The sequence below is a fragment of the Patescibacteria group bacterium genome (genome assembly GCA_041662965.1).
Taxonomy (GTDB): Bacteria; Patescibacteriota; Patescibacteriia; order Patescibacteriales; family GWC2-42-12; genus JACPHD01.
Genome location: JBAZRI010000003.1, coordinates 49,654 through 73,164, shown reverse-complemented (window position 1 = coordinate 73,164; position 23,511 = coordinate 49,654). Strand labels below are relative to the sequence as shown.

At 41.6% G+C, this 23,511-nt stretch carries 21 protein-coding genes; 11 read left to right on the top strand and 10 right to left on the bottom strand.

Annotation, left to right across the window (positions count from 1 at the left end; translation table 11 throughout):
• Positions 1-169 precede the first annotated feature (169 nt).
• Complete coding sequence (locus tag WC639_02575) at positions 170-3,622, top strand: DNA-directed RNA polymerase subunit beta (protein MFA6306662.1); 3,453 nt, start codon at positions 170-172, stop codon at positions 3,620-3,622.
• 168 nt (positions 3,623-3,790) lie between these two features.
• Complete coding sequence (gene rpoC / locus WC639_02570; protein MFA6306661.1) at positions 3,791-7,735, top strand: DNA-directed RNA polymerase subunit beta'; 3,945 nt, start codon at positions 3,791-3,793, stop codon at positions 7,733-7,735.
• A gap of 391 nt (positions 7,736-8,126) precedes the next feature.
• Here rpoC and WC639_02565 read toward each other — a convergent pair whose 3' ends face one another.
• From WC639_02565 to WC639_02525, 9 genes are all read right to left on the bottom strand, one after another.
• Complete coding sequence (locus WC639_02565) at positions 8,127-9,053, bottom strand: thiamine pyrophosphate-dependent enzyme (protein MFA6306660.1); 927 nt, start codon at positions 9,051-9,053, stop codon at positions 8,127-8,129.
• Between the two features lie 130 nt (positions 9,054-9,183).
• On the bottom strand, positions 9,184-9,393 hold the full coding sequence (locus WC639_02560; GenBank protein ID MFA6306659.1) for a DUF2283 domain-containing protein: 210 nt from the start codon (positions 9,391-9,393) through the stop codon (positions 9,184-9,186).
• A 4-nt stretch (positions 9,394-9,397) separates the two neighbouring features.
• Positions 9,398-9,613: a hypothetical protein gene (locus WC639_02555; GenBank protein MFA6306658.1), complete on the bottom strand. Its 216-nt coding sequence runs from the start codon at positions 9,611-9,613 to the stop codon at positions 9,398-9,400.
• 9 nt (positions 9,614-9,622) lie between these two features.
• The gene (locus WC639_02550) at positions 9,623-10,456 is read right to left on the bottom strand and encodes a pilin (GenBank protein ID MFA6306657.1); all 834 of its coding nucleotides are present in this window, start codon (positions 10,454-10,456) and stop codon (positions 9,623-9,625) included.
• A 246-nt stretch (positions 10,457-10,702) separates the two neighbouring features.
• Positions 10,703-11,401 carry a hypothetical protein gene (locus WC639_02545; GenBank protein ID MFA6306656.1) on the bottom strand — a complete coding sequence of 233 codons (699 nt, stop codon included), beginning with the start codon at positions 11,399-11,401 and terminating at the stop codon, positions 10,703-10,705.
• A 10-nt stretch (positions 11,402-11,411) separates the two neighbouring features.
• Positions 11,412-12,641 (bottom strand): pyruvate ferredoxin oxidoreductase, encoded by a 1,230-nt coding sequence (gene porA / locus WC639_02540; protein MFA6306655.1) that lies wholly within the window; start codon positions 12,639-12,641, stop codon positions 11,412-11,414.
• Between the two features lie 9 nt (positions 12,642-12,650).
• Positions 12,651-12,908, bottom strand: coding sequence for a 4Fe-4S binding protein (locus WC639_02535; GenBank protein MFA6306654.1), 258 nt, complete (start codon positions 12,906-12,908; stop codon positions 12,651-12,653).
• A 10-nt stretch (positions 12,909-12,918) separates the two neighbouring features.
• The gene (locus tag WC639_02530; protein ID MFA6306653.1) at positions 12,919-13,458 is read right to left on the bottom strand and encodes a pyruvate ferredoxin oxidoreductase subunit gamma; all 540 of its coding nucleotides are present in this window, start codon (positions 13,456-13,458) and stop codon (positions 12,919-12,921) included.
• Positions 13,459-13,467: 9 nt separating this feature from the next.
• Positions 13,468-14,196 carry a thioredoxin domain-containing protein gene (locus WC639_02525; GenBank protein ID MFA6306652.1) on the bottom strand — a complete coding sequence of 243 codons (729 nt, stop codon included), beginning with the start codon at positions 14,194-14,196 and terminating at the stop codon, positions 13,468-13,470.
• Positions 14,197-14,366: 170 nt separating this feature from the next.
• On the opposite strand from WC639_02525, the gene WC639_02520 reads away from it, so the two are divergent.
• The 6 genes from WC639_02520 (at position 14,367) to WC639_02495 (ending at position 20,268) form a co-directional block, all read left to right on the top strand.
• A complete protein-coding gene (locus WC639_02520; protein MFA6306651.1) occupies positions 14,367-14,504 on the top strand; it encodes a hypothetical protein in 138 nt (45 codons plus the stop codon).
• Between the two features lie 76 nt (positions 14,505-14,580).
• Positions 14,581-15,192 carry an arginine decarboxylase, pyruvoyl-dependent gene (locus WC639_02515; GenBank protein ID MFA6306650.1) on the top strand — a complete coding sequence of 204 codons (612 nt, stop codon included), beginning with the start codon at positions 14,581-14,583 and terminating at the stop codon, positions 15,190-15,192.
• Between the two features lie 220 nt (positions 15,193-15,412).
• Complete coding sequence (locus WC639_02510; GenBank protein ID MFA6306649.1) at positions 15,413-15,856, top strand: DNA polymerase ligase N-terminal domain-containing protein; 444 nt, start codon at positions 15,413-15,415, stop codon at positions 15,854-15,856.
• A 43-nt stretch (positions 15,857-15,899) separates the two neighbouring features.
• On the top strand, positions 15,900-18,794 hold the full coding sequence (locus WC639_02505) for a class I tRNA ligase family protein (GenBank protein MFA6306648.1): 2,895 nt from the start codon (positions 15,900-15,902) through the stop codon (positions 18,792-18,794).
• 14 nt (positions 18,795-18,808) lie between these two features.
• A complete protein-coding gene (locus WC639_02500; protein ID MFA6306647.1) occupies positions 18,809-19,672 on the top strand; it encodes an HAD hydrolase family protein in 864 nt (287 codons plus the stop codon).
• Positions 19,673-19,845: 173 nt separating this feature from the next.
• Positions 19,846-20,268, top strand: coding sequence for a hypothetical protein (locus WC639_02495; protein ID MFA6306646.1), 423 nt, complete (start codon positions 19,846-19,848; stop codon positions 20,266-20,268).
• A 77-nt stretch (positions 20,269-20,345) separates the two neighbouring features.
• Here the strand turns inward: WC639_02495 and WC639_02490 are convergent, their stop codons facing one another.
• Positions 20,346-21,287 carry a hypothetical protein gene (locus WC639_02490; protein ID MFA6306645.1) on the bottom strand — a complete coding sequence of 314 codons (942 nt, stop codon included), beginning with the start codon at positions 21,285-21,287 and terminating at the stop codon, positions 20,346-20,348.
• Positions 21,288-21,318: 31 nt separating this feature from the next.
• On the opposite strand from WC639_02490, the gene WC639_02485 reads away from it, so the two are divergent.
• Genes WC639_02485 through WC639_02475 form a run of 3 tightly spaced genes read left to right on the top strand, consistent with a single transcriptional unit; the run spans position 21,319 to position 23,506 of the window.
• Positions 21,319-21,834 (top strand): hypothetical protein, encoded by a 516-nt coding sequence (locus WC639_02485; GenBank protein MFA6306644.1) that lies wholly within the window; start codon positions 21,319-21,321, stop codon positions 21,832-21,834.
• A 12-nt stretch (positions 21,835-21,846) separates the two neighbouring features.
• Positions 21,847-22,668 (top strand): 16S rRNA (adenine(1518)-N(6)/adenine(1519)-N(6))-dimethyltransferase RsmA, encoded by an 822-nt coding sequence (gene rsmA / locus WC639_02480; GenBank protein ID MFA6306643.1) that lies wholly within the window; start codon positions 21,847-21,849, stop codon positions 22,666-22,668.
• Positions 22,669-22,690: 22 nt separating this feature from the next.
• Positions 22,691-23,506: a hypothetical protein gene (locus WC639_02475; protein ID MFA6306642.1), complete on the top strand. Its 816-nt coding sequence runs from the start codon at positions 22,691-22,693 to the stop codon at positions 23,504-23,506.
• The last annotated feature ends 5 nt before the right edge of the window (positions 23,507-23,511 follow it).

Genomic DNA, 23,511 nt, shown 5'->3' with positions numbered 1-23,511 from the left:
CACAGCTATTAAAAAACTGGTTGGGGTTTTTTTGTTTTTTAACCTTTAAAAACTTTTTCAAAAAAAGTTTTTAATATTTTCAAAAAATATAATGTATCAAGTTAAAATTTAATAGCGAGCCAAGCTCTATGGCCATTAAATTTTAACTTGATGAAATAAATTGAATATTATGACTACGAAAATAAAATCAGCCGGCCGGAAATTTTTCAGCGATACCAAGGCATCGATTGATTTGCCGGATTTAATTGAAATTCAAAAAGATTCTTATAATTGGTTTTTGACTGATGGACTCAAAGATTTGTTTGAAGAAGTTTCTCCGATCACCGATTTTATCGGCCGCGACCTTGAATTGTCTTTGGAAGACTATTATTTGGACGAGCCTAAATTTGACGAAAGCGAGAGTAAGTCTAAAAATATCACTTATGAAGCTTCGCTTAGAGTCAAGGCTAAATTATCCAATAAAAAAACCGGCCAAGCCGTTACTCAGGAGGTGTTTTTAGGCGATTTTCCTTTAATGACTAAAAACGGCACTTTTATAGTCAATGGCATTGAAAGAGTCGTGGTTTCGCAGTTGATCAGAAGCGCCGGCGTTATTTTCACTTCGGAATTCGTTAAGGGCAAAAAATATTACGGCGCCAAAGTCATACCTAACCGCGGCGCTTGGCTGGAAATTGAAACCGACATGAATGATGTCATCTGGGTCAGAATTGACCGTAAAAGAAAAGTCGCCATTACTTCTTTATTCAGGGCTTTCGGTTATGGAGCGGATGAAGAAATCAGGCAGTTGTTCACCGAGAAAAACGAATTGACCGGCGGAATCGACGGCCAGAAAAGTTTGTCCGGCTATATTGAAGCCACTTTAGCCAAAGACGCGGCCAAAAACGAGGCCGAAGGGCTTAAGGAAGTATATAAGAGGATAAGGCCGGGTGATTTAGCTACGACCGATAATGCCAGGCAATTAATCCATTCCATGTTTTTCAGATTTGACCGCTATGACTTTGACCGCGTGGGCCGCTATAAGATGAATAAGCGCTTCGGCCAGAATATTCCCAATAATAAAGAAAACAGAGTTTTAAGAAGGGAAGATCTAATCGCCATCGTTAAAGAAATCGTCAGATTAAATATTACCCAGGAGAGAGAAGACGATATAGACCATTTAGGCAACCGCCGCGTCAGAGCGATCGGCGAGTTGATTCAAAATAAATTCAGAGTCGGTTTGGCCAGAATGGAAAGAATCGTCAGAGACAGAATGAGTATTATGGATATAGACTCTCTGACGCCAAATAAATTAATTAACGCCCGTCCGGTCATCAGCGTGGTCAAGGAATTTTTCATGTCTTCGCAGTTATCGCAATTCATGGATCAGACCAATCCTTTGGCCGAGCTTGAACATAAGCGCCGGTTATCAGCCATGGGCCCGGGCGGTTTAACCCGCGAACGCGCCGGCTTTGAAGTGCGCGACGTGCATACCACCCATTATAGCCGTATTTGCCCGATTGCTACTCCGGAAGGCCCGAATATCGGCTTAGTCGGCCATTTAGCCAGCTACGCGCGCCTTAACAGTTATGGTTTTATTGAAGCGCCTTACCGCGTGGTTTTGCATGACATAGCCAATGATCCGGCCAAGACTCTTAATAAAATCGCCCGTGAAGATATTTATGAGATCAAGGGCGATAAAAAAGGCAAATTGATTATCAAGGCCGGCGAGGTTATTGATAAAAAAACCGCGGCCGAGTTAAAGGCGAAAATGGGCCATGTTACCATTCCGATCGTGCCGGTTTTAGGCGATGAGATTGTTTATCTTGATGCTTTTGAAGAGGAAAAATATATTACCACGCCCGCGACTACTCCGGTTGACGCTAACGGCTATTTTAAAGTTCTAAAAGCCGAAGCCAGAAAATACGGCCAGCCTTCGCTTGAGCCGGTGGAAAAAATAGATTTAATCGGCGTGGCGCCGAATCAAATCGTTTCCGTGGCCACTTCTTTAATTCCTTTTTTAGAGCATAACGACGGCATCAGGGCTTTAATGGGAACAAACATGCAGCGCCAGGCAGTTCCCTTAATAACCGCCGAAGCGCCGATCGTCGGCACGGGCATGGAAGCGCGGGCGGCTACTGATTCAGGGCATATTATTTTAGCTCCTGACGACGGCGAAATCGTTAAAATGGACGGCGGTTCAATTGAATTTAAAAGTAAAAAAGGCCAGACTACCAAATATATTTTAAATAAATTTTTACGCTCTAACGCTTCAACCTGCATAAATCAGCGCCCGATTGTTAATCACGGCGATAAAGTAAAAAAAGGCGATGTTTTAACCAACAGCTCGGCCGTAGATGACGGCGAATTGTCACTGGGGCGCAATGTGCTCGTGGCTTTTATGAGTTGGGAAGGCTTTAATTATGAAGACGCGGTGATTATCTCCGAGCGCTTAATGAAAGAAGACGTTTATTCTTCAATTCATATAGAAAATTATACGATTGACGTGCGCGACACTAAGCTCGGTCCGGAATTAATCACTAATGACATTCCTAACATCAGCGAGGAAAAATTAAAAGACTTGGATGAGCGCGGCGTTGTCCGAATTGGCGCCGAAGTTTCTTCAGGCGATATTTTAGTCGGTAAAATTACGCCCAAGGGCGAAACCGAACTATCGGCCGAGGAAAAACTTCTGCGCGCGATTTTCGGCGAAAAAGCCAAAGACGTTAGAGATTCTTCACTGTATTTAGAGCATGGTGAACACGGCAAAGTGGTTGATATTAAATTGTTTTCCCGCGAAGACGGCGACAAGCTATCGGCCGGAGTAATCCAGTCAATTCAGGTAACCGTGGCCAACTTAAGAAAAATTCAAATCGGCGATAAAATGGCCGGCCGGCACGGCAACAAAGGAGTTATTTCTAAAGTCGTGCCGATTGAAGATATGCCTTATTTAGCCGATGGCACGCCGATTGAAATAATTTTATCGCCTTTAGGCGTTGTTTCCAGAATGAATTTAGGCCAGCTTTTAGAAACTCATTTAGGCTACGCGGCAAAAAAATTAAATTATAAAATTGCCGTGCCGCCTTTAAACGGCATTAGCGAGGCGCAAATTAAAGAAGAATTAAAGAAAGCCGGCCTGCCGACCAACGGCAAAGTAACTCTTTATGACGGCAAAACCGGCGAGGCTTACGACAACCAGGTGGTGATTGGCTATAAATATATGCTGAAATTAAACCATATGGTTGAAGATAAAATGCACCAGCGTTCCATCGGGCCTTATTCTTTAATTACCCAGCAGCCTCTAGGCGGCAAAGCCCAATTCGGCGGCCAGCGTTTCGGCGAAATGGAAGTTTGGGCGCTTGAGGCTTATGGCGCGGCTCATTGCCTGCAGGAAATATTAACCATTAAATCGGATGACGTGCCGGGCCGGAGCAAGGCTTATGAGGCGATTATTAAAGGAGAGCCGATTAGAAAATTAAATGTTCCGGAATCATTTAACGTTTTAGTCAGGGAATTAAAAGGTTTATGCTTAGACGTTGAGCTTTTACAGGGCGATCAGGTGGTAAATCTAGAACGGCAAGGCGATGACAAACCAGCGGAAGAAGGGGAGAGAAGGCAGAATTTTGGAGAAAGAGAGCAAAGATAACAAATAATTAAAAATGACATTTAAAATATAAAATTATTTTTTATTGTCATTGCGAGCGACTGAAGGAAGCGAAGCAATCTCACGTACTCTGATTTTAACCGGAGATTGCTTCGTCGCCCGATTACGTGCTTCTCGCAATGACAGAAAATTTTAATTTTGCATTAAAGTATGCTTAATCCAATAAAGACCACCGATTTTGACGCCATTAAATTAAAATTAGCTTCACCTGAAGAAATTTTACATTGGTCCCACGGCGAAGTCATCCGCCCGGAAACCATTAATTATCGCACGCAAAAACCGGAAAAAGACGGCTTGTTTTGCGAGCGTATTTTCGGCCCGTCAAAAGATTGGGAGTGCTATTGCGGCAAATATAAAAAAATCCGCTATAAAGGCATAATTTGCGACAGGTGCGGCGTGGAAGTAACCAGAAGCTTGGTCAGGCGCGAGCGCATGGGGCATATTAAGCTTGAAGCGCCGGTAAGCCATATTTGGTTTCTGCGCGGCACTTCTTCAAAAATCGGCTTAATTTTAGATTTACCCATGCAGGCTTTAGAAAAAGTGGTCTATTTCGCCAGTTTTATTATTTCCGATGTTAACCAAGAATTATGCTTGGCCACCATTGAACAAATTAAGCAGGAATATAAGAATAAGAGAAAATCCATTGAAAATGATTGGCAAAAGCAGGTTAATGAAATTAAAAATAAAAAAGGCAAATTACTGACTCAAGGCAAGAGCGAGTTTGAGATTGCCAATATTTTAAGCCAAGAAATTGAATCTTTGGAAAAAATAAAAAATGACAAAATTAATAATCTAGAGCAGGCTTTTGACCAGGCGCAGAAAGAATTAAAAGACTTAAAGCCTTTAACCATAATTTCCGAAAGCGTTTATCAAAATTTAAGCTTAAAATACGGGCATATTTTTACCGCCGATATCGGCGCCAGCGCCATTAGGAAACTTTTGGAAAGAATTGATTTGGATAAAACGATTGCCATTATAGATAAAGAGCTTTTAACCGCGATTGACTCAAAAAAAGATAAAATGATCAGGCGTTTAAAATTATTGAAAAGCTTGAGAGCCAATAATTTAAGGCCCGAATGGATGATTTTAAATATGGTGCCGGTTATACCGCCCGATTTAAGGCCTATGGTGCCGCTTGACGGCGGACGTTTCGCCACGTCAGACTTAAATGATTTATACCGCCGGATTATTAACCGCAACAATCGCTTAAAACAGCTGATTGACCTTAACGCGCCGGAAGTTATCTGCCGCAATGAAAAAAGGATGCTTCAGGAAGCGGTTGACGCTTTAATTGATAATTCTATCAGGCACGGCAAAACGGTTGTCGCCTCTACCGGGCAGAAAAGAATGCTTAAGTCGCTCGCCGATTCATTAAAAGGCAAGCAGGGCAGATTCAGACAGAATTTACTTGGCAAAAGAATTGATTATTCCGGCCGCAGCGTAATCGTCGTCAACCCGAATTTGAATTTAGACCAATGCGGTTTGCCTAAGCGCATGGCTTTAGAATTATTCAAGCCTTTTATAATCAGCCAGCTGATAAACAAAGAAATCGTCCATAACGTCAGAAGCGCTTCCCGCTATATTGAATCAGGCAAAGACGAGGTTTGGGATATTCTTGAGGATATTGTTAAAAAATCATATGTGATGTTAAACCGCGCGCCGACTTTGCACCGCTTAGGCATCCAGGCGTTTAAGCCGATTTTAATTGAAGGTTTAGCTATCCAGATCAATCCTTTGGTTTGTACAGCGTTTAACGCCGATTTTGACGGCGACCAAATGGCGGTTCACGTGCCTTTAACCGAAGAGGCGATCGCCGAAGCTCGCGATATCATGCTGGCCAGCCATAATTTACTCAAGCCGGCTACCGGCGATCCGGTCGTGGCGCCCAACCAGGATATTGTTTGGGGAGCTTTTTATATTACCAATATTGACCAGGCCTATTTGGACGCTGATGAAAAAAAGCTGAAAAATTTTTATTCGCCCGAAGATGCCAAGCTGTCTTACAGCATGAAAAATATAAAATTACAGCAGAAAATCAGGGCGATGATAGACGGCAAATTAATAATTACTACCGTCGGCCGGATTATTTTTAATGAAGTTTTGCCGCCGAAACTGCGATTCGTCAACGAAACCGTGGGTAAGAGCAAGCTAAAAAATTTAGTTAAAGAATGCTTAAGATTCTACGGCGAACAGCCGACGATTGATTTATTGGATAGTTTGAAAAAGGCTAGTTTTAAATATATTACCAAAAGCGGTTTATCCTGGGGCATGGACGACATACCTCATCTTTACGAGAAAGACGAAATGCTGGTTCAAGCTTCCAAGCAAGCTGAAGAAATCAGCGAGCAATATCATGACGGATTGTTAACCGACAGCGAGCGCTACAGCAAAATTATTGAGCTTTGGACCACGGTCAAAGAAAAAGTAACGGAAATCTGCCGCCACCATCTGCCGAAAGACGGGCCGGTTTATTCCATGATTGAATCAGGCGCTCGCGGTTCCTGGGCCCAGCTGACGCAAATTTTAGGCATGAAGGGCTTGGTAACTTCTCCGTCCGGCGACATTATTGAATTGCCGGTTAAAGGAAATTTTAAGCAAGGCTTCTCGGTTCTTGAATATTTTATCGCCACGCACGGCGTACGCAAAGGTTTATCCGATACGGCTCTCCGTACTTCTAACGCCGGTTATTTAACCAGGCGCTTAGTTGATGTTTCCCAAGATGTCATAATCGTCAAAGATGATTGCGGAGACAAAGAAGGCTTGTTAATTATTAAAAAAGAAAGCGAAGAGATGGGTGAAAACTTGGTTAAGCGCATGACCGGCAGATTTTTAGCCGCTGATTTAAAAAACGCAAAAGGCAAGGTTTTAATAAAAGCCGGGGAACTAGTTACCGAAGAGCTCGGGGAAAAAATTGCTAAAGAAGATATTTTAGAAGTCAAAGTCAGATCGGTTTTGACTTGTAAAATACACCGTGGCATCTGCGCTAAATGTTATGGCTATGACCTGGCATATAACAAGAAGGTAGCGATCGGCACGGCCGTAGGCATTATTGCGGCTCAGTCAATCGGCGAGCCGGGAACTCAGCTTACCATGAGAACCTTCCATACCGGCGGCGTAGCCGGCCAAGAAGATATTACCCAAGGTCTGCCTCGCGTTGAAGAAATTTTTGAAGGGCGCCCGCCGAAAAAGAAAGCTTTTGTCGCCGACGTTGCCGGCAAGGTTAAAATTGAGACGGCGCAAAGGACAATCGCCGGCGAAGCCGGAGAAATGATTATTTCCAATCCGCAATCAAAAATTTTAAAGATATATTATCAAGGCGCGGAAAGCGATAAATATTATTTTACCGAAGCGGTTAAGGAAGCCTCTCTAGAAGATAAAGACAATAAAAAGAAAGACGTAAAAATATTGGTTAAAGACGGCGCCGAAGTCGTTAAAAACAGCGAATTGTTCGCTATCGGCAAAAAAGTTTTTAAAGCCAGAAAGGCCGGCGTGGTTAAATTAAATGAAAAATTAATTAAAGTTGTGAGCGACGTGGAAAAGGTTAAAGAGTTTATCGTGCCGAAAGGCTTTGGCGTTTGGGTTAAAGATGGCGACGAAGTTAAAATTGGCGACCAATTAACCGAGGGCTCTTTGGATCTGCATCAATTGTACCAGCTGCGCGGCAAATTAGAAGCGCAAAAATATATTATTAAAGAAATTCAGTACGTTTATTCCTCCCAGGGCCAGCCGCTGAATGACAAGCATATAGAGATAATCGCTAGACAAATGTTCGCGCGCGTTTATGTTAATGACGCCGGCGATACGGAGTTATTGCCCGGAGAAATCGTAGAAAAAGCGATTTTTGACCGGACCAATGAAGAGGTAAAAGCTAAAGATAAAAAGCCGGCCAAGGGCGAAGAGTTGTTATTAGGCATAACCAAATCATCGCTCACCACCAATAGCTTTTTATCAGCGGCTTCGTTCCAGGAAACCGCCAGAGTCTTGATTGACGCGGCGGTTACCGGCAAGGTTGATCATCTTGAAGGGCTTAAAGAAAATGTCATTATCGGCCGGCCGATTCCGGCGGGCACGGGGTATCGACAGAAAGCGGATTAATTATAGTTTATTTTTTGACAATTTTTAGTAGAACCTGTCGCGCAAAGATGTCGGTTTTTACAGAATGCGAAGTCTTGGGTTAGTTTTTTTCTCGTTGCGGAACTCGTCCGAGATTACTCGGGCTCAAACCTGCCTGCCGGCAGGCAGGCAGTCCTCGCTTCGAAAAATGACTAGCCCAAGCCTTTGCAGAGTTTAATAATTATTATTTATTTGTTCTTTTAGATATAAAAACAAAAAAGGCATTGCGGCGAAAGCCATAGTGCCTTTTTTGTTTGGAGAAAATAGTATTGTCATTGCGGGTTTAACCCGCAATCCAGAAACTTATTCGTAGCGTCTAAACCTGGATTCCGGCTCAAGGCCGGAATGACAGAAAAGGTTTGTTTGGTAAAAATTATAGTCCGTATTTTTTTACATTCTCATCCGCCAATCTTTGGATATGCGCGATCTGCTCTTTGCCCCGTTCGTCTTTAAACAAATGCTTAAATCTGCCTTGGGGCTTTAAATAGTCTTCTACCCGCGGGCGCTCGGCCGGTAATTTCATTATTTCACCGGGCTGGCCGTTTACATATTCCACGGCCGGATAGATGCCGGTTTGCACGGCTAATTTAGCCAATTGGATTGTTTGGCTGGGTTCAATTTTCCAGCCCGGAATGCAAGGCACTAAAATTTGCAGATACGACGGGCCGGGAGTGGCTACGGCCTTTTTAACTTTTTTAATAATATCCAAAGGATAAGCGACCGTAGTCTGGGCGACATATTTCAGGCCGTGCGCCAAGGCGATGGCCAGCATGTCTTTTTTCATAAAATGCGAGCCGATGCCGCTGATATCGGATGAAGTTCCGGCCGGAGTGGTAGAGGTCGCGGCCGCCCAGGGCGTGGCCGCGCTGGCTTGCGCGCCCGTATTCATGTAGGCTTCGTTATCATAGCAGACATAAAGGATGTTTTCGCCTCGCTCCCACATGCCGCTAATCAGGCCGAAACCGATATCAAAGGTGCCGCCGTCGCCGCCCTGGGCCACTACTTTTATCTCTTTGTCTTTGCCCTGGGTTTTTAGGGCGGCATAGATGCCCGAGGCCACGGCCGCGGCGTTTTCAAATAGCGAATGGATCCAGGGCAGGCCCCAGCTTGATTCGGGATAAGGCGTGGTCACGACTTCCAGACAGCCGGTAGCATTAGCGATAATGGTGTTCGGCCCTAAAGCGTCGGCAACGGTTCGCGCGGCAATCATCTGGCCGCAGCCGGCACAGCCGCGATGGCCGGGCGCGAGTAAAGAGGGGTTAATATTCGTTGATTTTTTTGCTGTAATTATATTATTCATATTCTGTTATTTTTTAAATCTTTTAATTATCAATTTTCAATTTACAATTATCAATGAATTTTCAAGGTTATAATTTTTAATTGATAATTTTATAATTTATTGAAAATTGATCATTGGTAATTGAAAATTTCTAGTTCGTTTCCATCATCTGCTTTTTAAGGCCTTCAATTTTTATCTTATCCATCTGCCCGGCAAACTTAGATGCGTTCAGTATTTCAATTAAAACCGGTTTTTTCGCTTTTGACAAATGAATAATAAAATTGCCAAAATCTATGGCATGGTCAATCGGATCTTTAGCGATCTCCCAGGATATTATATTAGCCTCAATATCGTATTGCATAATGTTATTTAATCGGGTAAAAAGTTATAATTTTAATTATTTCCGCTTCTTTTTTATAAATTACTTTTATATTTTCTCTCTGCGCCGTCAAGAGTTTTCCTTTTTTCCCTGCCTTTTCCGGAGCGCCAACCGCGTCTTCAACTTGTTCGCGGGTAAAATAAACCTTATGCTTATTCAGTATATCAAATTTATTTTCAGCGTATTTAGTGAAGTAGAGCATAAAATTAAATTAAAAATTGCACCATTTACTGTTAGCTTCCCATGGACCCCAGCCGGAACCTCCAGCTAATCTTTTTGCGTTGCTAATACTAACGGCCGGGTTAGAGGCGGCGGCTACGCATTGATTATATAAATCAACATTTATTACAGTGCAAGTCGGACTGCTATTAACCCATGCTCTGTTGCCAAAAGCATCGGGACAATTTAGTCTATTATTATTTTCATCCATTAAATAGTTAGCTGATAAATTAAATTGGAATAATCCCCAAACTGCGTAATAGTTGCCATTGTCGCATTTGGTTAAAGTATTTTTTGCATTAGCAACTCCTGAACTTTCAGCCATGCAGATTGCTGAAGCCTCTCTAGCTTTATCGCCAAAAATAGCCATTTTTGAGACAGAGCATTCTCCACTCTCGGTGGGCTTACATTTTTCGGCAAAAGCTTTTAAGTCTGCCGGAACCGGAGTTTGGTCAACTATTTGTATATTCAATCCGTTAAATCCTACCAAGGCCGGATTAACTTGATAAAGGATAATATAAGAGCATAAAGCAATAACTAGACCGGTTAAACTAGCGCCGATCCAGGATTTGGCTTCGCCGATCATGGTAGCCGAGCCGCCGGCCACAATCCACATCACGCCGCCGATCATTAAAACCACAGCGGCTAAAATGCCGACTATGCCGATGGCATATTTATAAATACCGGCGATATATTCGCCGATCCAAGGCATATTGCAAATTTTTTTGCCATTTTGCTCGGTGCATTTTATAGCGCTGCCTTTAGTTAGATTAAGCCCGGGTATGTCTATTTGCAACTTGATATCTGGTATATTAAATTTTGGCATAGTGGTGTTCAACAAATTATTTCCTCGAATACAGGTATGAATTGTCGCTCCGCCCATTGTACTTCCACCTGTTTGTCTGCAAACAAGTCCGCTATCACATGTTGTATCGCTAGGACCGGAACAAGCGCCTCCCAGTCCGACAGCCAAGGCAGTTGATGAAAATACGAAAAACAACAAGCCAAAAAACTGAATAGTTATAATTATAGATATAATTTTAATTTTTTTGAGGTTTTTTAAAAGCATATTTTATTGGCATCTATGTGTTGCCAAAGTACCTGCGTCACAATTATTGCTGACACAATCATTATTTTCACCGCACTGCCCATTTAAGTTTTGTTTTACTGCGCAGACACCTCTACCCATACAAGCGCTGGTTGTCATATACATGTTGCATATATATCCGGATGAACATTGAGTATCGTTATTTCCGTCACAACAGTTAGTCCCATTACCGCTTAAGGGAGCTGAGGCATCAAGACTAGTTTGTGTTGGCGATGTAACTTTTTTAATTTCCGTAGTTTTTAAATCCACCAAGGCCGGGTTAATCGTGGCTAAAATTAAATATGACATTAAGGCTAAAACCAAACCGGTAAGCGAAGCGCCGATCCAGGATTTGGCTTCGCCGATCATGGTGGACGAGCCGCCGGCCACAATCCACATCACGCCGCCGATCATTAAAACCACGGCGGCTAAAATGCCGACTATGCCGATAGCGTATTTATAAATCGCTCTGATATATTGCCCTATCATCGCGGTTGAGCCGTCAGGCACATATGATGTTCCTGCTTGAAAATCCGTGCCTATGCCGACTTGCGGCGTGAATTTAGCCGGGTCGGCCGCCTGGCCGGCTTGCGGCAAAGCAAAGAGAAAAATTAAACAGGCCAGCTGGAAAATGAAAACCGCCAAGAAAAAGATAGTTAGGATTTTAGGAAAGGATTTTAGCATAAAATTATTATTATTTTCCAACAAATATCGCTCCATTAATATTTTTGCCCGCTTGCTTAATTATTTTTTTAATCATTTCCCCGGTTATGTCCCGCCCGCCCAGGCCAACTATAAAATTTGAAATATTAGCCTTAATCTTGCCTTGGGCGATAGCTTTAATATCAGAGGCCAGACAGCCGATTTGCCCTAAAGAAATGGATTTATCTAAAACCGCGATATGCTTAGCGGATTTAAGAATATTTAAAATTTCTTTTTCCGGAAACGGGCGGAAGCATTTTATTTTTAAAACGCCAACCTCACCCCCGCCTCTCCTTAGTAAGGAGAGGGGTTTTCCCGGTTGCTCGCTAACGGTTTGTTTAATAGTGCCGCAGACCGAACCCATGGCTACAAGGACTGTATCAGGTTTATCTGGACCTACGTATTCAATTAAACCATTATCAATTTTATTTTTTAATTTATTCTCCAAATTTCCAATTTCCAATTTCCAATTTCCAATTAATGATTTATATTTTTTATATTCTTGATCTATAATTTTTAAGCTGGAAATTAAATCGTCATGCAGTTCCTGCCTGATTTCCATATAATGCGCCGGCGTGGCTAAAGCGCCCAAAGTGGCCGGATTGGCCGCGTCTAAATATTGGCCGGTTTCAGGCTTATAATCCGGCAGATATTTTTTAATCTGCTCGGCCGTTGGGATAAACACCGGCTCATAACTATGCGTCATAATAAAGCCGTCAACATTAACCATGACCGGCAATTTCAACTGCTCGGCGATTTTAAAAGCCATAATATGCTGGTTGACCGCTTCCTGGTGGTTTTCCGCGAAGAGTAAAATCCAGCCCGCGTCCCGAACCGCCATAACATCCTGCTGGTCGTTCCAGATATTTATGGGAGCTGATACGGCCCTGTTAGCGCAAGTCATAATAATCGGCAGGCGCATGCCGGCAATATTATAAATAACCTCGGCCATTAAGAGAAGCCCTTGCGAGCTGGTGGCGCTGTAAGCGCGCGCGCCGGCGGCTGACGCTCCTAAGACGATAGAAGCGGCCGCGAATTCAGATTCGGCGCGCACGTATTCGTAATTCGCTTCTCCATCGGCTTTAAATTTAGCCAGATCTTCAACAATATGGGTCTGCGGGGTAATCGGGTAGGCGGAAACAACCGCCGGTTTAATATTCTTGATAGTTTGCGCTATGGCGTTGGAACCTTCTAAAATTTGTTGTTTATTTTTATTGTCCATAAAATAATTTTATTTTTCGTCTAATTCCATTTCTATGGCCTTAAACGGGCATTCAACGGCGCATAAGCCGCAGCCTTTGCAAAAATCAAGATCGCAATCATAATAAGGCTTGGCTTTATCTGAAAATTTTTTGATTACGCCTTCGGGGCAAATACGCGTGCAGATGCCGCAAGAGGTGCATTTTTCATATATAAATTTCGGCCGGTTGGTGCGCCAGAAGCCGGTTTTATTTGTTATGGAAGTAGAAGGCTGAACGGTGATTTTCATATAAAATAAATTATATTCGGTAAGCCTTTTCCACGGCTTTAATATTTTTATCAATTAAATTTTGCTTGCCGGAAAATTTTTCTTCAATTGCCAGTTTAAGCTCTGGCAGGCCGATTAAGCCGGTTATTTTAGCGAAAGCGCCCAAGATTACCGTGTTAACGATATTTTTACCGATTATTTCCAAAGCGATTTTAGTGGCGTCAATCGTCTGAATATTGGCTTGAGGCAGATTAATTTTCATGTCCTGTTTGTTTTTTGCCGTATTAATAATAGTAATGGTTTTTTTGGTCGCGCCCTTGGCCATATCAGTAGTTTCAAGCAGGCTGGCATCTTGAATAATTAAGATGTCCGGTCGGTAAATCTGCTCTCTGATTATGATCGGCTTATCATCCAGGCGGACGTAAGCTTCCACCGGAGCGCCGGTTCTTTCCACGCCGAAAGAAGGGAAAGCTTGCGCTTGCTTTCCGCTTTTAAAAGCGGCAATAGCGATTAATTCCGCGGCCGTTACTACACCTTGGCCGCCGCGGCCGTGGATTCTGATTTGTATCATAATATAAAATTATTTTTTAAGCTCCTCAATTATTTTAATAAACACATCATACGGTATATCGCCGGCAATTTTATAGCCGTTGATAAAATAGGTCGGCGTGCCGGTAATGCCGAAGGTTTGGCCGTCCGCCAGGTCTTTTTGAATTTGCGGCAGATATTTTTGCTTGGTTAGGCAATCGTTAAATCTGGCTGTATCAACGCCGATCTGGTTAGCTAAAATTAGTAATTGTTCGGTAATTTTTATCTTATCGTCGTTGCTGCATTGATTTTCGTTTGGATTGATCAAGGAAATTATGGCGGTTTGGTTTTGAAATAACTTATCATGCATAGGCCAGAATAAGCCCTGTTCGCCGGTACATCTACCCGCCAAGGTTAAAATATCCGAGCATATTTGAGCCGGGTAATCGCGCCAAATCAATTTTACGTCGTCTTTGTATTTTAAGCTGATTTCTCTAATGGTATAAAAAGCATTTCCGCAGTCCGAACAAGCGAAATCCCCGAATTCAACTATGGTAATTTTAGCTTTGTCCGCGCTCAGCCAATAATGATCGCCGTCGGCGGCGCTATATTGCTGTCCGCTTAATTTCAGGCCGGTTTGGCTTATTTCTAATTTAGATTTTTTCACGCTGGCAAAAAAATAAAAGCCGATTGCCGTTATAAAAATTAAAATCGCGGTTAAAATAACGGCTAAACCCGCGCCCCACCAAGTTTTATAGAATGGCTTAGTAATATTTATCATTGAAATTTATTGAGATTAGCTTTATCATTAAATTAACTAACACATATCTCTCCCGCAAATCTACAAATCTGCTACAAATTTACGAATAATAGAAAAATATATTATAAAATATTTGCATATTCGTAGTTGATTTGTAGATTTATGGGGTATAAATATTATAACATTTATTTATGAATAAACAAAGTTTGGACAAACTGGAGCGGGAAATGGAAAAGCGGCTTAAGGCGCGAGAAAAAAGAAAAAGAAAACGCATGCGGGTCAGCGGAGCGGCCGTAAAAAAGCTGCAAAAAATAATCATTGCAAAATAATTTGAAAGCTGTATAATTAAACCACGCTGTCAGGCGTTTGTTTTTTTACTTAATAATAAAAAAGAAAGAAAAGAGTATGTTCACACCAAAGAAAATGTTTTTTACCAAAGGGGTCGGCGTCCATAAGGACAAGCTGGCTTCTTTTGAGCGAGCTTTAAGAAATGCCGGCATTGAAAAATGCAATTTAGTGACTGTCTCCAGTATTTTTCCGCCTAATTGCCATGTTGTTTCCAAGGAAAAAGGCGAAAAAATGCTTTATCCCGGCCAAATAGTTTTTTGCGTTATGGCCAAAAGCGAGACCAACGAGCCTAACCGCTTGGTTTCGGCCGCCATCGGCTTAGCCAAGCCGAGCGATGAAAATAATTACGGCTATTTATCCGAGCACCATTCTTTCGGCGAAGTGGCGAAAAAGACCGGCGAATACGCCGAAGATTTGGCCGCGACCATGTTAGCCACGACTTTAGGCATTGAGTTTGACCCGGACAAAGCCTGGGATGAAAGAAAACAGATTTATATTTCCAGCGGCAATATTTTTAAGACCACTCATTTTTGCCAATCAGCCGAAGGCAATAAGGACGGCTTATGGACTACCGTCATTGCCGTAGCGGTTTTTTGCGCTTTTAACTTTCATAGAGAAGTAATCGCTCCGATGATTAAGGACGAAATACGTAATGGCAATAAAAAGTAAGGTTGCGAGAGCCGGATAATCTCCGCTTATATTTCAAGCAGGCTTAGTCCTTTATCCGGATTAAGCCTGCTTTTATAAAATTATTAACTACATGAAGCTTGGGCTAAATTTATAAAATTTTCTACTGCGGAACTCGGCTAGCTACGCTGCCTCAAACAGTCCTCGTACGAAAATTTTACCAAATTTAGCCCAAGCAATTATTATAAATATAATTAAGTATATGGCTTTAGAAAAGTATCAAGCCAAAAGAAAATTTTTCGTGACGCCCGAGCCGAAAGGCGCGGTGAAAAAACAGAATTTGTCGCGTTTTGTAGTACAGAAGCATCAAGCCAGCCATTTGCATTATGATTTTCGGTTGGAGCACGGCGGAGTTTTAAAATCTTGGGCCGTGCCTAAAGGCGTGCCGGAAAAAGCCGGGGTTAAAAGATTGGCGGTTGAAGTTGAAGACCATCCGGTTGATTATATAAATTTTTCCGGCGTGATTCCGCGAGGCGAGTACGGCGCCGGCACGGTAGAAATTTATGATCAGGGTAAATGGCAGGCGCTTGACGGCAGTCTGGAGCGGGGCAGTATGAAATTTAATTTAGTTGGTAAAAAATTAAAAGGAGAATATGTATTAGTCAGGCTGAAAGATAAAAAGAATTGGTTGATTTATAAAAAATAATTTATTTGCCTTTTCGCCAATTTTAGGATAAAATAAACGCATTATGGAAAAGTATGATCACAAAAAAATAGAAGCCAAATGGCAAAAATTTTGGGCTAAACAGCCGAAGCTTTTTCAGGCCGACGATAAAAGCCGGGCGGACAAACAATATATTTTGGATATGTTCCCTTATCCGTCGTCTAACGGACTGCACGCCGGCCACGTAGAAAGCTACACGGCGACGGATATTATATCGCGCTATTTAAGGATGAAAGGCAAAAACGTTTTGCATCCGCAGGGCTGGGATGCTTTCGGCCTGCCGGCGGAAAATTACGCGGTTAAGACGAAAACCCATCCTAAAATCACCACTGAAAAAGCCATTGAGAATTTCACCAAGCAGATGAAGATGATGGGCTTTTCTTATGATTGGTCCAGAGAAGTGAATTCTTCCGATCCGGATTATTATAAATGGACGCAATGGTTTTTTCTTTTGCTATACAGAAACGGCTTGGCTTATAAAAATAAGGCCAAGGTGAATTGGTGTGGTAAGTGCCACACGGTTTTGGCTAATGAGCAGGCCGAGGGCGGAGTTTGCGACCGCTGTAAAAACCCGGTGAGTCAAAAAGATCTGGAGCAATGGTTTTTTAAGATTACCGATTTTATAGAGCCGTCCTTCGCTAAAGCTACGGAGGCCGAGAAACGCATTACCTCGGGCTTGCTAGACGGTCTTGATAAAGTTGACTGGCCGGAATCAACTAAAGCGGCGCAGAAAAATTGGATCGGCAAATCCGCTGGCGCGGAATTTGAATTGCGAATTACGAATTGCGAATTACGAATTAGAGTTTATACGACTCGTTTAGATACGGTCTTCGGTATGACTTATGCCGTGATAGCTCCGGAGCATAAGTTGATTCAGGATCTAAAAAATCAAATTACTAATTGGCCGGAAGTGGAAGAATATATTAACCAGGCTAAAAAGAAAACCGAACTGCAGAGAATGGCCGATACTAAAGAAAAAACCGGCGTTAAGCTAGAGGGCGTGGAATTAATCAATCCTTTTAATAATGAAACTATTCCGGTTTTCGCGGCCGATTATGTTTTAGCCCATTACGGCACCGGCGCGGTTATGGCCGTGCCGGCGCATGATGAGCGTGATTTTGAATTCGCCAAGAAATATAATTTGCCGATAAAAAATGTTATTGTTCCTTATTGGCTGGATCAAAAAAATCCGGCGAAAGCCGATAAGGAGACGGAAAAACGCGAAGTAGTTTGCGCTATCGTAAAGAATCCGAAAGATAATAAATATCTTTGCCTAAAATGGAGCATAACCGGCTGGCAATCTTTTCCGACCGGCGGGATTGACGGAGGAGGCTTGGTTGGCGCCGCGCTAAGAGAAATTAAAGAAGAGACCGGCTACAAAAATTTAAAATTCGTAAAACAAATTCCTGGCTCCACCTACGCCGAATTTTATAGGCCGCATAAAGGCTCAAATGTAATCGCGCATTTTTATTATCTTATTTTTGATTTAGAGAATGAAGAAAAAGAGATTGTTGATCAAAATGAGAAAGATAGGCATGAAGCAGTTTGGATTCCGGAGAATGAGATTGAATCTTTTATTAACGTTGAAAATCAGCAATTCGCCTGGAAAAAATATTTTCACGGCGATTTTGCTTACTGCGATGACGGAATTTTAGTTGAGTCAGGCGAATATAACGGCCTAACCTCGGAAGAAGCGAGGGAAAAAATCACCGCCTGGCTGGAGGAGAAAAAAATCGGCTTTAAAAAAGTAAATTATAAAATCCGCGATTGGCTGGTATCGCGCCAGCGTTATTGGGGCGCGCCGATTCCCATAATTTATTGCGCTAAATGCGGCGAGGTCGCGGTCAAGGAAAAAGATTTGCCGGTTAAACTGCCGACTGACGTGGATTTTATGCCAACCGGCGAGTCGCCTTTAATGAAATCAAAAAGTTTTCATAAAGTAAAATGCCCGAAGTGCGGCGGCGCGGCGCGCCGGGAAGCGGATACTATGGATACTTTTGTCTGCTCGTCCTGGTATTATTTCCGCTACTCTGACCCGAACAATAAAAAAGCCTTCGCGGATAAAGCCATGATAAAAAAATATCTGCCGGTTGATTTATACGTCGGCGGCGCCGAACACACGGTTTTGCATTTGCTTTATTCCCGTTTTTTTACCAAAGTTTTGCATAATCTGGGCTATATTGATTTTGACGAGCCGTTTAAGAAATTAAGGCATCAAGGCATAATTTTAGCCGAAGACGGCCGCAAAATGTCCAAGTCTCTAGGTAATGTGGTTAACCCTGACGACGTGGTAAAGCAGTACGGCGCCGACGCTTTGCGCTTGTTTGAAATGTTTATGGGGCCGCTTGAAGACATGAAGCCCTGGAATACTAAAGGCATTATCGGCCAGGTTAGATTTTTAGAGAAAATCTGGAAAATGCAGTATAAAGTATCAAGTATAAAGTATCAAGGAGGAGAAAAAAAGTTGGAATTAATTGTCAATAAAACCATTAAAAAGGTTACTGAAGATATTGAAAATTTAAGATTTAATACAGCAATTAGCGCTTTAATGATATTAGCTAATGTTTTGGAGAAAGAAGAGAAAATATATCCAATACACTATACTTTATATTTGATACTTCTAAGTCCGTTCGCGCCGCACTTGGCCGAAGAGCTGTGGTCCGGGTTAGGGTATAAGCAAAGTATTTTTAAAGAAAAATGGCCGGAATATGATCCGGTGATGGTTAAAGACGAAACTATTAATTTAGTTATTCAGATAAACGGCAAAGTGCGCGATATGATTGAAGTTTCGGCTGATATTAGCGAAAATGAAGCAAAAAAAATCGCTTTGGCAAGCGAAAAAATCATAAAATGGCTGGAGGGAAAAGAAGTGGTGAAAATAATATTTATTAAAGGGAAGCTGATTAATATTGTGATTTAAGCGGTAAATAAAATATGTTTGAAGAAAAAATAAAAGAAGAAAATAAAGAGCAGTTTAAGCCGGTTGAACATGCTTGGCTGTTTGATGTCGACGGCGTGTTAACCCATCCTAGCGAAAAAAAGGTGACAGAACCAGAAATATTTTTTCAATTAATTAAAAGGTTGGAAGCAGGCGAACCGGTAGCGCTAAACACGGGCCGAGCTACGGATTTTATGTTGGAAAAAATTATTGAGCCTTTGGAAAAAATGGTGGCTAATAAAAAAATTTTACATAATTTATTAGCTGTTGGCGAAAAAGGGGCGGTAACGGTAACTTTTAATGACCAAGGAGAAAAGAAGCTGTATATTGATGAGTCCATATCCGTCCCTGAATGGCTACAAAAAGAAGTGATGGCTTTAGTAAATCAAAGATTCTCGGCAACAATGTTTTATGATAAGACCAAAAAAACGATGATTTCAATAGAGATGCTTGATAATTTAGAGTTGGAAAAATTTAAAGAGGAGCAGAATTTATTAAATCAAGCGTTGGCTGAGTTATTAGTAAAATATAAATTGACCGATGACTATAAAATTGACCCTTCCCGCATCGCGACTGATATAGAAAATAAGCATGTCGGCAAGCACCTCGGGGCGGGAAGAGCGTTGGCATGGCTTGATAAAAAGAAAATTAGACCGGAACAATTTATCGCTTTTGGCGATAGCCCATCCGATGTCGCCATGGCCGAAGAGCTTAATCGGCGCGGTTTAAAAATGCAATTTGTTTTTGTTGGAGAAAGAGAGCTTTTAGCTGATAAAAAAATGGATTTTGCTGTTGATTATACTGAAAATCATTGCGAGAAAGGAGTTATAGAATATATGCGGAAAGTAAAGGATTTGTGAAAGGGAAGTTAGTAAATATAGTAATTTAATTATACTGATTACGACAACAGTAGAACTTGAGTTAAATTTAGAAAATTTTCTACTGCGGAACTCGGCCGCTTAACACGGCCTCAAACAGTCCTCGCACGAAAATTTTCTAAATTTAACTCAAGCGTGACAATAAAAATAAAATTATGCTTTGGCTGTTATTTTTAATTTTGACAATTTTAGCTTGGACTTTTTCTGATGTTTTATTCAAATTTTTAGGCAATGAAATAAATTATTTTTTGGCACTTTTTATTATCTCGTTAGCCCAATTGCTCGTAGCCATTCCTTTTTTAATTTACGCTTTTTATAACGGAGGGGTTAATTTTTCGGCCAAAGGTTATTATATTTCTAGTCTGACAGGCGTTCTCTTGGCTTCCGGGATCATTTTTTTCTTTTATACTTTTAAATTCGGCGCTCCTTTATCCGTAGCCATGCCGGCTTACGGCATCGGTAGCCTTATAGTAGGCGCGTTAGCCGGAGTTTTTATTTTTAAAGAAAGCCTAAGCCCGACGGTTTTAGCCGGGTTGATTCTCGGAACCATTAGCATAATTTTATTGACGGCGAAATAAAAAAACACGCTTAACCTAATGTAAGCGTGTCTTTTTATTTAAATTATCATTTTCAAATACAAAAAATAATTGTAGTGTTATAAATTCGTTATCAGCCATTTGCCATCCGGCTGTTTTTCTACGTAAAAATATACCTGATGTTTTTCGTTTTGAAAATACACTTCATTAAAATAGGCTTTTTTGTTTTCCGTAGTCGACTGCAGGCTGCTGCCGGAAAGTATATTTGCCAGTATGAGCAAATCTTCTTTTCTCATATGTCGCAGAGAGTATTCAATTGATTTATGCATGTTGGGTGTGAAATACAACAGGGTTTGCTCTATGTTAACTTTTCTTATGGCCGCGGCCGCTAATTGCATTACATCTCCGGTGGTTGTAATAGGCGCAGGATTATCCGTATTTTGGATATCATTAATCAACAAAAGGCTGATAGGAATTTTTTGCAAATCAGCGTTAGTAATTCCCAGACCGAAGTTTTTCATTATTTTGAAGGCATCGGCCGGCCGTCCTAAAAAATATCGTTTTTGCGCTAAGGGCTCAACATACCAAGCTTCGCCATTTTTTTCCACCTGCAAAAATATTTTTCCGGAATTTTTTTGAGTGAATTTTTTATCAACAGGTTGTTTTCCCTCGCCAAGAGGGTTATATCCGTTGTCCAATTCTTCTTTATCGTTATAACTGTCATTGTCAGTATCTTTATTTTGTTTATCCGTGCCGATAGCGTCTTCTAAATTATCATAAAGGCCATCCGAATCGCTGTCTGGGTAATTATTGTCCGAAATACCGATTGGTATTTTCGTCAAATCTTTATCGCTGATGCCAATGCTTAATTTCCGCATTAGATTAAAAGCGTCGGTCGGCGTTCCTAAGTAATATCTGGTTTGATTTTCCGGATGAACATACCAGGCCTGGCCCTTTTCTTCAATTTGCAGTAATATTCTGCCTGCTAGCAAAGCGGCGCTTTTAGCAATATTAGGCGATATTAGGCAAAATATTAAGCTGATAAGGAAAATTTTTTTCATATTTTATAAAAAATGGTATAATAAAGTTACTATGAGAAAATTACTTTTAGCTTTGACTTTTATCATTATTATTTTAGTCAGCGGATATTATTATTATTTGCCAAAAGTTCGCTGGCAGAAAGCCGTGGAAGCTTCTGGAACTTATTCATATCCGATAGGTTTAACCAATACTAAGGAAATACAATGTAGTTTATCATGTTGTACTGCGGCTGGTTGCAGGTGTTGTATTGGTACGGGCAGTACCTTATGTGCAACAATAACAAATGAGGCAACCTGCCCAACCAAATCGGAGATTAACGGCACTATGGCCGGCGGTTCCGGCACCATGGCTTTATTTTCCAAGACGCAAACTTCAATGGCCGGATATAAGCCGGGCGATTCAATTATTGCCGCAGGCATGACTATGACTGAAATGGACAACGGTGTGTTAGCAACGCCCGGCGGCTGTTCTGGCTGCGGCATGAGCAAGGCTGATTCAAATTTGCTGGATAGAATTGTAAAAGTTGCTGATTATATTATAGCAGGATTTAGAGATAAGATTAAATAAGAAAAACAAGAAATGGATTTACTCCAACAAACCAAAGAACTTTGCCGCCTCTACGATATCAAGCCGGCGCGTTCTAAGGGTCAGAATTTTCTTATAGAAGAAGAGATTTATGACCAGATTACGGCCGCGGCCGGCCTGACGTCTAACGATACGGTTTTGGAAGTCGGCCCCGGCTTGGGTTTTTTAACAGCCAAATTGGCGAAAAAAGCCGGGCGGGTAATCGCCGTTGAACTTGACGATAAACTAGCCGAAGTTTTGCGTATCGGCTTAGCGGCCAAGGGGATTAAAAATGTAGAGGTGGTGAATGGCGATATATTAAAATCCTCTCTACCGTCCTTTGCTAAAGAGGGGTATAAAATTGTGGCGAATCTGCCGTATAATATCACTTCATTTTTTTTAAGAAAATTTTTATCGGAAACTGAAATAAAGCCCGAGCTTATGGTGCTGATGCTACAGGAAGAAGTGGCCGAACGGATAACGGCTAAGCCGGGGAAAATGAGCCTCTTGGCCGTGTCAGCGCAATTTTATGCCAAGCCGGAAATAATTAAGTTAGTCTCCAGGGAGTGTTTTTGGCCGGCGCCGGAAGTTGATAGCGCAATAATAAAACTAGAAGCTAAGAGCGAAAAGCCGGAAGTAAAGGAAAAAGAATTTTTTCGGCTGGTGAAGTTCGGCTTTAGCGCCAAAAGAAAAATGCTAAAGAATAATTTGGCGGCCGGCCTGATGATTAATCAGGCTGAAGCCGAGGATAAAATAACTAAGGCCGGCTTTAATCCGAAAATCAGGGCGCAGGAGCTAGCGGTCGGGGATTGGCTTAAGCTCTTCGCGATTTTTTAAGCGTTTTTTATCGCTGTAATTTATGCCGAAAAATTTTGATGTAAATTTAGAAAGAAGGATTGTCACTAACGCGTGGATTATTAAAATTCGCTGGGTTTACATGGTTGGCATCCTTTTAATCGGCATTTTAACTAAAACCATCAGCCATTCTAACGTTGAGTTTTCTTTCGCCGCCATGGTTTTATTGTTCGTGGCTTTTTCCGCCATAAATATTGCTTTGCATTTCGCGCAAAAAAAAGTGGAAAAAGTTTTTTCCGAAAAATTGCTGGCTTTAATCAGCTATACGCAGATTATCGTTGAATTGGTTTTTTTTACCATCATTATGCATTCGGCCGGCGGAGTTGAAAGCATCTCCACGGTTTTCTTTTTTCTGCCCGTGGTTTCAGCTTCATTGATTTTCGGCTCTAAAGGCTCAATCATAACCGCCATTGCCGCCGGCGCTTCAATTAATTTATTAATTATCGCCGAGTATTACGGAATTATCAGCCATATTCCCCGTTACGGCCTGCCAACCATAGAATTTCAAAGCTTGCCCATCGCTTTAACTAAAACTATAACTATCGCGATTTTTTACGTGATAGTCGGGTCATTCTCCGGCCATGGCGCTAAAATGCTGTTTAAGCGCGAAAAATCATTTGAAGAAAAAATGCAGCAGCTAGACGAGCAAAGTAAGAATCTTACTAAGCGTGGCCGGGAATTAACCGCGGCTAACCGGGAGCTAGACGGTAAAGTCGCCGAACTGGAGAGATTTCAAAAACAGACGGTAGGCAGGGAATTAAAAATGATTGAGTTAAAAAATAAAATAAAAGATTTGGAAAATAAGTCAAAAAATAATTAATAATT